The sequence below is a fragment of the Paenibacillus sp. UNC451MF genome, from assembly GCF_000686845.1.
Classification (GTDB): domain Bacteria; phylum Bacillota; class Bacilli; order Paenibacillales; family NBRC-103111; genus Paenibacillus_S.
Genome location: NZ_JMLS01000012.1, coordinates 188,294 through 202,535, shown reverse-complemented (window position 1 = coordinate 202,535; position 14,242 = coordinate 188,294). Strand labels below are relative to the sequence as shown.

Genomic DNA, 14,242 nt, shown 5'->3' with positions numbered 1-14,242 from the left:
TTAAGCAGTCACTTGAGCTACAAGCTGTTCAACGTGCTGCAGTGCTTCCTGAAGCTTGGAAGCGTCTTTACCGCCTGCTTGTGCCATATCCGGACGTCCGCCGCCGCTGCCGCCAACGATAGCTGCTGTTTCCTTGATCAGTTTGCCAGCGTGGAACCCTTTGGAGATCAGGTCCGGTGTTACAGCCGCTACCAGGTTTACTTTATCCTCGGAAGCTGCGCCCAGTACGATGATCGCCGAGCTTAGTTTGGCCTTCATTTGATCCACGATACCGCGGAGTGATTCCATATCGCCGGCACTTACTTGTGCAGCCAATACAGGTACTCCTTGAACTTGCTTCACTTGATCCGTTAAGGACCCGGCTTCAATCTTGCCTAGCTTCGCTTTCAGCGACTCGTTCTCGCGGGAAAGCTCCTTCAATTGTGCAAACAAGCCGTCGATTCGTTTAGGCACATCTTGAATGTTTGCTTTCAGCAGAACCGAGGAGTCACGCAGCAATTGAAGCTGTTGATCCAAATATTCGTATGCGTTGCGTCCAGTAACTGCCTCAATACGGCGAACTCCGGAACCAATTCCCGATTCGCTCACGATTTTGAACAAACCGATTTGGCTTGTGTTGGCCACGTGGCAGCCACCGCACAGTTCTAGGCTGTAATCCCCTACTTGAACGACGCGAACGATATCGCCGTATTTCTCACCGAAAAGAGCCATAGCGCCCATTGCTTTGGCTTCAGCAATGGGTTTAAGCGAAATAGTAAGCGGTGTGCTCTTCCAAATTTGGCGGTTGACGCGCTGCTCGATATCCTGAAGCTCTTCTGCACTAATGCTTCCGAAATGGGAAAAGTCAAAGCGAAGACGCTCAGGCGCTACCATGGAGCCCGCTTGGTTAACATGGTCACCTAGCACTTCTTTCAATGCTTTGTGAAGCAAATGAGTGGCCGTGTGATTCTTAATAATGTCATCACGAAGCTCGTCATTAACTGCCGCCTGCACACTATCCCCTTTGCGAAGCACGCCGGATACGACAGTTACAGTATGAACATGCTGACCATGTGGAGCTTTGCCGACATCATCAACTCGCAGTTGAAGATCTCCTGCGGTCATTAAGCCATGGTCACTTACTTGACCTCCGCTTTCTGCATAGAAAGGCGTCTTATCCAAGATAACCTGGCAAGTCTCACCTACGCCAACCAAATCAACAAATTGGTTCTCATGCACAATTGCAATGACTTTAGCAGTTGTTACCAATTCATTATACCCAACAAACTCGCTTTTAACCGTAAAATCGGATAGAGGTCCTCCTTGAACCTTCATGCTGTCGGCATCTTTACGTGCTTCTCTCGCACGGTCACGCTGCTCCTGCATAGCACGGTCGAAGCCTTCTCTGTCGACAGTCATTCCTTTTTCAGCGGCAAAGTCCTCGGTCAAGTCGAACGGGAACCCATAAGTATCGTACAGCTTGAAAGCGTCGGGACCGCTAATTTGCGTGCTGCCCTCTTTGCGGGCTTTCTCCGTCATTTCTGCCAAAATAACCAAGCCGTCGGACAACGTTTCGTGGAAACGTTCTTCTTCGGTGCGGATAACCTTCTCGATGAACTCGTGTTTTTCCACTACTTCCGGATAGTAGACTCCCATCACTTCACCTACGATAGGTGTCAAAGTGTAGAGGAACGGCTTATCCATACCGAGTACTTTACCGTAACGGACTGCACGGCGCAACAAACGGCGAATAATGTAGCCACGGCCTTCATTGGATGGAAGTACTCCATCACCCACAGAGAATACTACCGTACGGATATGGTCAGCAATAACCTTCAAAGCGACGTCAAACTCTTCATTGTCGTTATATTTTACGCCAGCCAGCTTGCAGGTTTGTTGAATAATCGGCTGGAACAAATCGGTATCGAAGTTGGAATCCACGTTCTGCAGCACGCTCGCAAAACGCTCCAAGCCTGCGCCCGTATCAATGTTCTTGTTAGGAAGCGGCGTATAGCTGCCATCCTTGTTATGATTGAATTGGGAGAACACCAAGTTCCAGACTTCGAGGAAGCGTTCATTCTCGCCCCCAGGCCAGCACTCCGGATCGTCCAAATCACCATAAGCATCGCCGCGGTCATAGAAAATTTCCGTACAAGGTCCGCATGGGCCTTCGCCAATATCCCAGAAGTTATCTTGCAGCTTGTAAATACGTTCTTCAGGAAGACCGATTTTTTTATTCCAAAACTCGTACGCCTCGGTATCCTCAGGATAAACCGTAACTGAAAGAAGGTTAGGATCAAGACCAAGCCACTCTTTCCCAGTCAAAAACTCCCATGCCCAGGTTATCACTTCTTCTTTGAAATAATCGCCGATGGAGAAATTGCCGAGCATTTCAAAAAACGTATGGTGACGGCGTGTTTTGCCTACATTCTCAATATCGTTAGTACGGATGCATTTCTGAGAGTTGGCAATACGCGGATTGTCAGGCACGACTCGTCCGTCAAAATATGGCTTCAACGGCGCCATCCCTGCATTAATCCACAAAAGTGACGGGTCATTATGAGGAACAAGTGGAGCACTCGGCTCAATCTTGTGTCCCTTGCTTTCGAAAAATGCTAACCACTTGGAACGGATTTCACTGGCTTTCATATTTATATCCTCCTACTATATAATCTGTTTTTGTGTTAGCTCCGGTTCCGTCAGCAGACGGTTGCAACACTTGCTCCAAGGACCCGCCTCATAACAAATACTTACCCCGATAAGCCGCCAGCTGAGCCACAAAAACTGTTTTAACAACAAAAAATCGCCCCTGCTAACAGGGACGAATCGATCGCGGTACCACCCTGGTTACTGTACAGCAGCTCAAGCAAGCCATTAATGGCATCTTGCCGACTGTACAATCTCCTTAGTAGACGAATAACGAGTCCATCCGGCGGATTTGTTCCGCACTCCGAAATGAGCTTTCAGCCATCCTTCATGCAAAGGTTCTCTCAGCTAGCCTTCATGCAATGAAGACTAGAACCTTTTCTCTGGATCATGGGCTATGACTTACTTGATTTCATCAACGCTTTCAATTATCCATTTTTTGCAGTAATTAAAGAAATTATATACGTTTCACGATATCCATGTCAACTCGTCACCTTTTTGCTTTACTCCCTCCTTTTATATTTATTTTGTTACATTAAATAACGCAAATAAATATAGATATTAGCAATGACAATCGACAGCAGCATCAGAGGAAATGCCACTTTGAAAAAGGTCATAAATGAGATAGGATGCCCTTCTCTTCCCGATATTCCGGCAACGATCAGGTTGGCGCTTGCTCCGATAAGTGAGCCGTTTCCTCCCAAACAGGCCCCCAATGCTAAACTCCACCATAAAGGCTCCAAATCTGTGATCCCCATCGTACCCATTTCTTGAATTAAAGGTATCATAGTGGCGACGAAAGGAATGTTATCGAGAAAAGCAGATGCGATGGCACTGAGCCACAAGATGAGAATGGCCGATTTTGTCACGTCTCCTCCCGTAATCCCTATTGCATATTCAGCCAGCGCTGCGATCACCTCGGTTTCAACCAATGCGGACACCAGAACAAACAGTCCGACAAAAAAGAATATCGTTGTCCATTCCACCCGTTGGAACGCTTGCTCCAATGCATGTTCGCCTGTCAGCAATAACAGCAGGAACGCTCCCGCCAGTGCAACGGTTGCAGACTCCAGATGAATAACTTGATGAACGAAAAATCCGAAAACAGTGAGTCCCAGAACAGTAAGACACTTTCGCAGCAATCGGGAATCGGTAATTTCCGCCTTCTCGTCCATATCCATAATGCCTTGGCGCAGCTCATCGGTTGTCTGTATCTTCTTACGGTAGATAAGAACAAAAAAAGGCAGTGTCACTATCAAAATGATTATCGATATCAGAGATAAGTTGTTAATAAATGCCATAAACGTCAACTCTTTGACGGCGCTTCCGATCATGATGTTCGGAGGATCTCCAATTAATGTAGCGGTCCCGCCAATGTTGGAGGCCATGATTTGCGATATGAAGAAAGGAATCGGCGTAACCTGAAGCTTCCTGGTAATACTCAGCGTAACAGGTACCATCAGCAAGACAGTCGTTACGTTATCCAGAAAAGCCGAGCCTACGGCTGTGACTATGCATAGAACAACTAGTATCCGGACCGGATGCCCTCCTGCTTTTTTAGCGGACCAGACAGCTATAAACTTGAATAACCCCGTATCCGCCGTTATACCCACAATAATCATCATTCCAATCAGCAGACCTAGCGTATTAAAATCGATGTGATGGATGGCGGTTTCTTGGCTGACAATTCCTAGCCCTACCATCAGTATCCCGCCGATCATGGCTACGATAGTTCGATGGATCTTTTCACTAATAATTAACGCGTAAATAACTAGAAAAATTCCGATGGCAATCCAAGCTTGTTGATCCATTTTGACCCTCCTTAGAAGATGCATAATAGCTGGAGGTGGGGTGTCCCGTGTAGAAGCGATAGCGTCCGCCTTTGTTATCGGAAAATCACTGCTAAAAGCGACTAGATTAATACTTTTCCGATAACAACAGCGGCTGAACGGGATACCCCACCGGAAAAACGGCAAAAAGGAGCCCTTGGTGACAGGCTCCTCCAAAATCATATGCATATGCACTTTTACCGCTCTAATTTTCAGCGCTTAAGGTAATACGCAGTCCAACCATAGTTGGTTTCAAAAATTTGGGCTGCTTCAGCTTGTGAAAATATTATGTCGTTCTGCGGTGTACGTAGTACATCAACACATGCTGAAGGATGACCTTCATGACGGCAAAAAACGGTACTGCCAAAATCAATCCGACAACACCGGCCAGCTCGCCGCCAACCAGCAAAGCGAATATGATCACCAAGGGATGCATTTTTAACGATCGCCCCACCACCTGTGGTGATATAATATTGCCTTCAAGTATTTGACAAATCGTGTTGACGATAACAACCATAAGCACCATTTTTATTGATATCGTCGATGCCATAATAATCGCCGGAGCCGCCCCGAAAAATGGTCCCAGATAAGGGATGATATTAAAAATCGCAACCCCGCAGGCCAATAATAATGCATACGGCATTCCTATTATCCAATAACCCAGATAAGCCAGTACCCCGATAATCATACAAACAAGAAATTGACCTCGGATATAGTTACCGAGCGCAGTGTCCATATCGACCAGCAGCGTAATGACCTGCTTGCGTTTCGCTTTTGGCACAATGGCCAGAACCGTCTTTTCAATAAGCTGAAAATCTTTCAATATGTAAAACGCCAAAAACGGGATAATAAACGCAATAAACACCATGTTGATCGTGCTTCCAATACCGTCTATGTACTGCGAAATAGCCAAAGAAATACCGTTTTCCAGCTTAGCTAACGATTGATTGATTCCTGTACGCACGCTATCCGGTAAAAATTGTACGCTGTTCATCCCGTCTACGAATCCTTGTGCCTTCATGGCCATTTGCGGCAAATGGTTGTTTAGCTGGGCAAGCTGGCTCATAAACATAGGAATGGCGTTCATGAGAACGACCGTCGTCGACAATATGAAAACAGCATAGATCAGCAATACAGCTACCGTTCGCGGAACTTTCCGAGCATTCAGCAACGATACTACCGGATTCAGTACATAGGAAATAATCATGGCAATGATAAAAGGAGCCAATATTTCTTTAAGAAAACTATAGATAGCCACTATCATCGGCCGAATTTGCAGCAGGAAAAACAAAATCAGCAGGCTCAATAAAATATAAACAAGCACCGTAAAAAGATGACTTTTATAAAATCGTTCCAATCGGATCACCTACCTCAGAGCACGTTCTATCGTACTCTTACAGTATATGTACAACCCTGGTATCTTAATCCTGAACAACCGAGAATTGCTGCGCAACGATCATAACCTGACCGAATTAGAATACACTGATTAATAGCACTGCCGCCCAAGATTCGATATATATAAGCAAAAAAATACCGGCCCCTCGCTTAAAAAGCGCTGAGACCGGTAATAACTTTATCTTTTAATTAAGCCAACAAATCAGTTGGCGTGAACTTGCGGCATTTCTTCTTCAAAAAACAAATCATCGAGAGAACTAAGCGTTCCGTCCTCTTCTACTTGATAGACGGACATTTTTTCTCCGTTCACCGTGAGCTCAATGAAGCAGCCCCAGCAATAAAACTGGTGCGAGCCAATTTTGCCGATATCTTTGGAATTGCAATTTGGACAACGTAGCATCTGAATCACCCTATTCTTCAATTGGTATTATACTTTCCTCCAATGTATCATTGCAGTGAACGGGTACGATAATCGCGTCTTTACCTACAGTTACGGAATCAGGCAAAGGAAGCCATTTACGCCCTTCCTTCAAGTCGGAGATAAAACCTTCTGTTAATTCGTATCCTATTACCTTTTTACCCCTATTTTGATCCAAATAAACGTCGTCAACGATCCCTAATTGCTGACCGTTTATCGTTAAGACGGGCATGCCTTTCAGCTTCCTGTCTCCGTTAACCAATGAGGTATAGTTTTTCTCTTCATCAAGGCGTCCGATAACTTCTTCATGTTCAATCGTAATGGCATCCTCGCCCAATGCGATAACATCTTTCCACAATATACAGCTTGGTGCGGCAAACCAATGTTTCGTCTCCAGCAGTACGGCTTCGACCTGCCAAGCGTCGCCTAACAAAAGGTCCTTAGCTGTACCTACCTGCTTACCGGATTGTACGCAAAATATCGGTAAACCGATCACGTCACGCGCTCTTTTCAATGGAGACTTCCTCCTGAAGCAGCTTGTTAATTAAACATTTGTTTACTATGTATTACGGACGCGTTTTACAATGGTTGCAATTTTTTGAGCAGCCATTTCAATTTGCTCCAACGTATTGCCGCGGCCAAAGCTGAAGCGTATGGCGGAAGTCATTCGTTCCTCCGGTAGCTCCATAGCCTTCAATACATGAGACACCTCTAAAGAACCAGAAGTGCAAGCGGATCCGCTGGCAGCAGCTACACCTTCAAGGTCCAAATTCATCAGCATGGTTTCCGTCGATACCCCTGGAAAGCTCACGTTCAGAATATGGGGTACCCGCTCTGTCGGATGTCCATTAACAATGGCCTGTTCCTTACCAAGCAGGTCTTTAAGCCTTGAAATCATTTCATTATGTAGTTTTTCCAACTTTTGTTGCTTTTCATACATTTCACTGTTCAAGATTTGTACCGCTTTAGAAAACCCGGCAATAGCGGCGACATTTTCAGTCCCAGGGCGACGTTTGCGTTCCTGATTGCCCCCGTGCAGAAGAGGCTCGAGCTTTGCCTGTTTCGATATGTATAGAGCACCGATTCCTTTGGGTCCGTTAACCTTGTGTGCGGAAAAGCTCATGAAATCAACCGGCATTCCGCTCAAATCCATACGTATATTTCCAAGCGCTTGCACAGCATCCACATGAAAATAAATGCCGAGGTTCCGTGCAATCGTTCCGATTTCCGTTATCGGTTGAATCGTTCCGACTTCATTGTTAGCATACATAACGCTGATCAGTATCGTATCCGGGCGAATCGCTTGTTCAACATCCGAGAGCCGAACACAACCGGTACTATCTACCGGCAAATAAGTAACCTCGAAGCCTTGCCTTTCCAAATGCTCGCAAGCATGCAGTACGGCATGATGTTCGGCTTGAGTTGTAATGATATGTTTTCCTTTACCTTCATTTGCTCTGGCGTAGGCAGCGCCAAATAAAGCCATATTATCGCTTTCTGTTCCACCGCTTGTGAATATGATTTGGGAAGGCGCGCAGCCGATAAAGGAAGCTACCGTATCTCGCGATTGATGGATAACGGAACGAGCTTCTCTTCCTGCGCTATGTGTACTGGAGGCATTCCCGAAAGTTTGCGTGAATAGGGGCAGCATTGCCTCGACAACCTCCGGATGAACCGGCGTTGTCGCAGCATGATCGAAGTATATAAACGTCATAACCGTGCTCCGTTATACTATATGTAGAACATATAATTATCGTTTTGTCCTTCATCCTTAAAGGATATCAGGTCATACAAAGTCGTAGAGTCGAGAACTTCAGCAATGCTGTCACGAATGCGAACCCATAAATCTCGCTTCGCCGGATCGTCCTCTTCGGTAAAGTCGACAGGGCTTATCGGCCCTTCCAACACCCGAATCACATCGCCTGCAGAAATATCTTCCGCTGTTTTCGATAAAATATATCCCCCATAAGCGCCGCGAATACTTTTAACCAATCCCGCATTCCGTAAAGGGGCTACCAATTGCTCCAAGTAGTGCTCGGAGAGCTGGTGCTTCTCGGCTATACTTTTCAAAGAAGTTGGTCCTTCACCATATCGGGTTGCCAATTCCATCATGATGGTTAAACCGTATCGGCCTTTGGTTGAAATTTTCAAATAAAGCACCTCATTTACATTTCATACATTTTGGTATCGTTTATATCGTAACATAAAACCCTGTTAAGTGGGAGAAAAACCTTGACATATTCATGAAATATTTTATTATTCGAACAAACCTATGTATAATACAATGGATACGACTTTCCTGATGGCTGTTTTAATAGACAGAGCAACAGGGAGAAAGCAACTTGATCAGCCCGGTTTTCAGCTGGTTTCAAGCTTAAGGTCGAACAAGCTGTAAGGAGAGATAACCCGCATGAATAAAAAAACACGTGTCGTCCTCGGGATGTCCGGCGGAGTCGATTCATCCGTTTCCGCTCTTCTATTAAAGGAGCAGGGCTATGAGGTTATCGGCGTTTTTATGAAAAACTGGGATGATACCGACGAATTCGGTCACTGCACTGCAGAAGAAGATGCAGAAGACGTTCGCAGAGTTTGCGACCAAATCGGTATTCCCTATTATACGGTAAATTTTGAGAAACAATACATGGACAAGGTGTTTCAATACTTTCTCGATGAATATCGCAAAGGAAGAACACCGAATCCTGACGTGATGTGCAATCGCGAGATCAAATTCGGAGAGTTTTTGCAAAAAGCGCTTGAACTCGGAGCCGACTATATCGCGACGGGCCATTATGCAAGAGTGGAAGAAAAGGATGGCCTGTTCCGTCTGCTGCGTGGAGTAGACAACAACAAGGATCAAACTTACTTTTTGAATGCACTGAACCAGTACCAGCTGTCTAAGGCTATGTTCCCTATTGGACATCTTCCAAAACCGGAAGTGCGTGCCATTGCCGAAAAAGCAGGGCTTGCAACGGCCAAGAAAAAAGACAGTACCGGTGTATGCTTCATCGGTGAGCGCAACTTTAAAGAGTTTCTCAGCGGATACTTACCCGCCAAGCCAGGGGATATGCGTACCTTCGAAGGCGAAGTTAAAGGGCGTCACGACGGCTTAATGTACTATACCCTCGGGCAGCGTCAAGGACTTGGCATTGGGGGGTCCGGAAACGGCGAGCCTTGGTTTGTGGCCGGAAAAGATTTGGAGCAAAACATTCTGTACGTCGTCCAGGGCGAGAAGCACCCGAGCCTGTACTCTAGCGGACTTCACGCGACGGATCTGAATTGGATTAGCGGCAAGCTGCCAGAAACGCCTCTGCGTTGCACAGCCAAATTCCGCTATCGTCAACCGGACCAAGGCGTAACCGTTGCATTCGGCACCGACGGAACCTGTGAGGTTACCTTTGATCAGCCGCAAAAAGCGATTACTCCCGGCCAATCCGTTGTTTTTTACGACGGCGAGGTGTGTCTTGGCGGTGCCATCATAGATGTGATGATTCCCCATCAATAACGTTCATAGACAGGTTGGATTAAAAAAGGTCACTTTATGGTTAGCCATAAAGTGACCTTTCTTTGTGAATCCTTATATACTGATGGATGAGTGCTCGGAATGAGGTCCCTTACCCTTTTTTTTCACTACGATTCTCGAGATTCGAAGCTGGTCCGTTTCATCGATAATGAATTCATAATGATCGTCATATCGAATTTGTTGACTCTTCTTAGGTGGCATTTCCACTTGTGAATACACCCAACCACCGATCGTATCATAATCATCCGACTCGATCTCTAGTCCGAAATAACTGTTCACTTCTTCAATTAGTAATCTACCGTCGATAGAATGCGTCATATCATCCTTTTTTTCAATTTGCGGGCGTTCCTCATCGAACTCGTCTTGAATTTCCCCGACGATTTCTTCAATAATATCTTCGAAGGTCACCAAGCCTGATGTTCCTCCATATTCATCTATCAGCAGCGCCATCTGATGTTTTTTCTTCTGCATAAGCTTAAGTAATGCACTGATTTGCATAGATTCGGGTACTTTGGTGATAGGTCGCACAATACTTAGAATTTGCCCTGTACTTTGATTGGACTTCAATAAATCCTTGATATGAACGAAGCCAATAATATTGTCCTTGTCCGGATCGCAAACGGGATAACGGGTGTGCATTTCGGTGACGGCGATCTTTCTGTTTTCCTCATAAGATAAGTTGGCGTAAAGGCAAATCATCTCGGTTCTTGGAATCATGATCTCACGGGCATTCGTCTCGGCAAAATCAAAAATATTATCTACGAGTGCCAATTCGGTATTGTCAATTAGCCCACTTTTATTGCTTTCCTTCATAAGTACTCGAATTTCTTCCTCGGTGTGTACCGTGTGATGCTCTTCCGTAGGCTCGATCCCCGCTTTGCGAAGCATCCAGTTCGAGGTGCCGTTCAAAAACCAAATCAGCGGATACATAAGCTTGTAGAATAATATGAGAGGTCCGGCAGACAGCAAAGTTACCTTCTCTGACATGCGGATGGCGTAGGTTTTGGGGAACTGCTCTCCTAGCGTTATGTGAAAGGCGGTAATGATCGTAAAGGCGATGACAAAGGAGATCGTATGAATAACCGCAGCGGAGAACTGCAGCGGAAGCAGCACCGGCTCAAGGAGTCTTGCAATTGCGGGTTCGCCAATCCAGCCCAGCGCCAAAGAAGCGAGTGTAATGCCCAACTGGCAGGCTGACAAGTAACCGTTCAAGTTGCTCACGATTGTTTTGGCGAATCTGGCGTTTCGATTTCCTTCCTGCACCAGCGCATCAATACGGCTGTTGCGGACTTTAACCATGGCAAATTCAGCAGCCACGAAGAAACCGTTCAGTAGCACCAGAAATAACACAAGACTAAAATTCCATATCGCGGGTAACGGGTCACTATCCATCAATACGTTTCCTATTCCCCTCGCTTGAGGTGAATAGGTACACCTCCCTTAGGTTTATATTGTAAATTATATATTAATAAGCTATACAGTCAAACGCTGTGCTATGCCCAAAAATAACGCATATAGCGCTTAAAAGCTTGAACAATTTGGAAAAAACGGCCGAAAGGAGTAAAATTCGGCCGTTTTTGGATATCCGTTATATGAAAGCCTGTTTTTCTTAGCGTATGGTTCCCTTACTGTTTCTGCGCAGCTCTTGATTATGCCTGATTTTATCTTCCATCCCCTGCTGCGTGGCTTCATAGAAATGCTGTCCCATCAGCGGCTGCGGCACATACTGCTGCTCCACATAATGACCCGGGAAGTTGTGAGGATACTTGTATCCCTTGTGACCGAGCTTCTCCGCTCCTGCATAGTGGGTATCCCGCAAATGCATCGGCACCTCCGCCGAGCCGATGGACTCGAAGGCACCCATCACCTTGGCAATCGCCAAAGGTATAGCATTTGACTTAGGGCTCTCTACAGCGAAGAGGATCGCCTGAGCGATGACATACTTGGATTCGGGCCAGCCAATCTTATGATACGCATCCATTGCAGATACGGACTGCACCATCGCCTGCGGATTGGCCAAGCCTATGTCCTCACTGGATGCGACTATCAGACGTCGCAGGAAGGTCATAGGATCCATGCCGAGCTTCTCGACGGCATAGAGGAACCAGAACAACGCGGCGTCACTGGAGCCGCGTACGCTCTTGTGGAAGGCCGAGAGGACGTCGTACTGCGTCGACTCGTCGGCCTTCACGATGCGCCGCCGAATCGATTCTTCGGCGACCGCAAGCGTTACGCTAACCACCCCATCCGAAGCCGGAGGGGTGGTTAGCGCGGCAAGCTCGAGCGCATTGAGCGCACGGCGGATGTCTCCGCCCGCCATGTGCGCCAGATGCGCTAGCGCTTCTTCTTCGGCCTCGATCGGCAGCATGCCGAGGCCGCGGTCCCGGTCGCTGAGCGCACGCCGCAGCGCCACAAGGGAATGCTCATGCGTGAGCGCATGAAGCTCAAATAGCGTTGAACGGGACAGCAGCGCCCCGTTCACATGGTGGAACGGATTCTCGGTCGTAGCACCGATGAATATAATAATCCCCTGCTCCACCGCCGGGAGCAGAGCATCCTGACGGGACGTGTTGAAACGGTGCACCTCGTCGAGAAATAAGATCGTTTTACGGCCATATAGATCTTTATTCGTTCTAGCCTGCTCAATGACTTCCCTAACGTCCTTCACTGTAGCATCAACCGCATTCAATTTGACAAACGCGCCTTGCGTTGCATGCGAAATAATATTCGCAAGCGTCGTTTTTCCGGTTCCCGGAGGCCCGTACAGCAATATCGACGTTACCTGATCCGCTTCAATGGCTCGCCGAAGCAGCTTCCCCGGTCCGACAATATGCTCTTGTCCTATATATTCACTTAGCGTAATCGGCCTCATTCGATCCGCAAGCAGCTTACCTGTTTGATTTTCTTCTGCTGCAAAAGAGAATAAATCCATACCATCACTACCTTTATATGAAAACTGTAATAGAGCATGCCCGGCATTTACCGTACATGCTCTATTATAAAGGAGCCTCAGGGAATTACAATGTTTCCCCAGGATCAGACTGCCAGAAACCAAGCCCCACCGCTTGGATCATGGCACCGCTCGCAAGACATTATTTTTTGGCATCCGTTATTTTCTTCGTGGTATCTTCTTCAGTTGCACGGAATACCGTATTATAGTCACCAGTCATGATGACCTTCGGAACCGCCTTTGCATAAGGGGTCAGCATCAGGCTATCGTAGCGGGATTTCTCCGGAATCGGAGCGAACTTGTTATAAAATGAAGCTCCGAAGTTTTTCCCTTTGAAAATGCTATCCGAGCCGTACGCTTTTTTCACCGCATCGTTGTTCAAGATCGGCATAAGACCGATTTTCGACAGCTTGGTTTGATGCTCATCACTGATTAAATATTTTATCACGTTCATCGCCTGGTCTCTTTGCTTGGACATGGAAGTTACGGTGAAATATGTAGGATAAGCTTGTGAGCCGACCTTAGGCAAACTGTCGAACGTCGGCAGAGACACCATATCCCAGTTCATGCTTTGGAATTCTTCAGGGAATACGAAAACAATGGATGAGAGCCATGCAAACATTGCCACATTCTTTTCCTTCAAAAATTCGTTTCGATAAGGAATCGCGTCTTTGAGCTCCTTCATATATTCGACGTAACCTTGAGCCTTACTCGGTCCTACAAACACAGTATCAAAATACTCGCGCCATTTTTCATTGGTAAAAATGGTCGGTTTTTCCGTAGCTGCATCGACAAAAGGAATCGACAGCTGATTCATGGGCAGCATATGTGTTTGTGATGAGGACAAGCCGATATACGTTTTGCCGTCCACACGCGTCAACTGCTGAGCCAGCTTGTTCGCTTCGGTCCAGGTCATGCCATCCTTCGGATAAGGAACTCCGAATTTATCGAATATATCTTTATTGTAATATAAAACCATATTGTTATTGAAAACCGGTATACCATATATTTTATCTTTGGATATCTGCTTAATGGAGTCCGCTACAGAAGGTTCCATTTTTGAAAAATCGATCTGATGCTTCTTGACCAAATCGGTCATGTCGTACTCAAGCCCGTTATCGAGAAGGCCTGAAGCAAAGCCTCCAATGGAATCCCAATAAATGTCGATGGTCTCTCCGGCTGTGAGCAGCTCCTTAATCCCGTAGTTCGATTGCTTCTGAATGTACTTGATGTTGTAGTTTGGAAATTTTTGTTTAAGCGCGTTGCCGAAACGCTCATTCCAGCTATCGGGAGAATCTCCGCTGTTGGAATAAACAACCAGAGTAGCCGGTTCATTATCAGCGTTGCTGGCCGATTTATCTGTTGCAGCACCCTGATCAGCTCCAGCTCCTCCTCCGCTTCCTCCACATGCTGCAAGCATCGAAATAAGCATACTAGACGCAATAACAGATAGGATTGACTTATTGAATTTCATTTTCTACAACTCCCCTTCATTCACTTCAGAT

At 46.4% G+C, this 14,242-nt stretch carries 11 protein-coding genes; 1 reads left to right on the top strand and 10 read right to left on the bottom strand.

What is annotated here, in order from left to right; translation table 11 throughout:
* The 7 genes from alaS to cymR all read right to left on the bottom strand — a co-directional run bounded on the left by alaS (position 1) and on the right by cymR (position 8,418).
* Complete coding sequence (alaS, locus tag BP97_RS0114845) at positions 1 to 2,628, bottom strand: alanine--tRNA ligase (RefSeq protein WP_028549808.1); 2,628 nt, start codon at positions 2,626 to 2,628, stop codon at positions 1 to 3.
* A gap of 527 nt (positions 2,629 to 3,155) precedes the next feature.
* Positions 3,156 to 4,436, bottom strand: coding sequence for an ArsB/NhaD family transporter (locus BP97_RS0114840; protein ID WP_028549807.1), 1,281 nt, complete (start codon positions 4,434 to 4,436; stop codon positions 3,156 to 3,158).
* A 304-nt stretch (positions 4,437 to 4,740) separates the two neighbouring features.
* On the bottom strand, positions 4,741 to 5,811 hold the full coding sequence (locus tag BP97_RS0114835) for an AI-2E family transporter (protein ID WP_028549806.1): 1,071 nt from the start codon (positions 5,809 to 5,811) through the stop codon (positions 4,741 to 4,743).
* 240 nt (positions 5,812 to 6,051) lie between these two features.
* On the bottom strand, positions 6,052 to 6,249 hold the full coding sequence (locus BP97_RS0114830) for a hypothetical protein (protein ID WP_028549805.1): 198 nt from the start codon (positions 6,247 to 6,249) through the stop codon (positions 6,052 to 6,054).
* A 10-nt stretch (positions 6,250 to 6,259) separates the two neighbouring features.
* On the bottom strand, positions 6,260 to 6,781 hold the full coding sequence (locus BP97_RS0114825; protein WP_028549804.1) for a PRC-barrel domain-containing protein: 522 nt from the start codon (positions 6,779 to 6,781) through the stop codon (positions 6,260 to 6,262).
* Between the two features lie 45 nt (positions 6,782 to 6,826).
* A complete protein-coding gene (locus BP97_RS0114820) occupies positions 6,827 to 7,981 on the bottom strand; it encodes a cysteine desulfurase family protein (RefSeq protein ID WP_028549803.1) in 1,155 nt (384 codons plus the stop codon).
* A gap of 17 nt (positions 7,982 to 7,998) precedes the next feature.
* A complete protein-coding gene (cymR, locus tag BP97_RS0114815) occupies positions 7,999 to 8,418 on the bottom strand; it encodes a cysteine metabolism transcriptional regulator CymR (RefSeq protein WP_028549802.1) in 420 nt (139 codons plus the stop codon).
* Positions 8,419 to 8,677: 259 nt separating this feature from the next.
* Here cymR and mnmA point away from each other — a divergent pair, with 259 nt between their 5' ends.
* On the top strand, positions 8,678 to 9,769 hold the full coding sequence (gene mnmA, locus BP97_RS0114810; protein WP_036745898.1) for a tRNA 2-thiouridine(34) synthase MnmA: 1,092 nt from the start codon (positions 8,678 to 8,680) through the stop codon (positions 9,767 to 9,769).
* Between the two features lie 72 nt (positions 9,770 to 9,841).
* Here mnmA and BP97_RS36360 read toward each other — a convergent pair whose 3' ends face one another.
* The 3 genes from BP97_RS36360 to BP97_RS0114795 all read right to left on the bottom strand — a co-directional run bounded on the left by BP97_RS36360 (position 9,842) and on the right by BP97_RS0114795 (position 14,211).
* Entirely contained in the window at positions 9,842 to 11,179 is a 1,338-nt protein-coding gene (locus BP97_RS36360; protein ID WP_051620598.1) for a hemolysin family protein, read from the bottom strand.
* 217 nt (positions 11,180 to 11,396) lie between these two features.
* The gene (locus BP97_RS0114800; protein ID WP_028549800.1) at positions 11,397 to 12,719 is read right to left on the bottom strand and encodes a replication-associated recombination protein A; all 1,323 of its coding nucleotides are present in this window, start codon (positions 12,717 to 12,719) and stop codon (positions 11,397 to 11,399) included.
* Between the two features lie 160 nt (positions 12,720 to 12,879).
* Entirely contained in the window at positions 12,880 to 14,211 is a 1,332-nt protein-coding gene (locus BP97_RS0114795; RefSeq protein ID WP_028549799.1) for an ABC transporter substrate-binding protein, read from the bottom strand.
* Between the last annotated feature and the right edge of the window lie 31 nt (positions 14,212 to 14,242).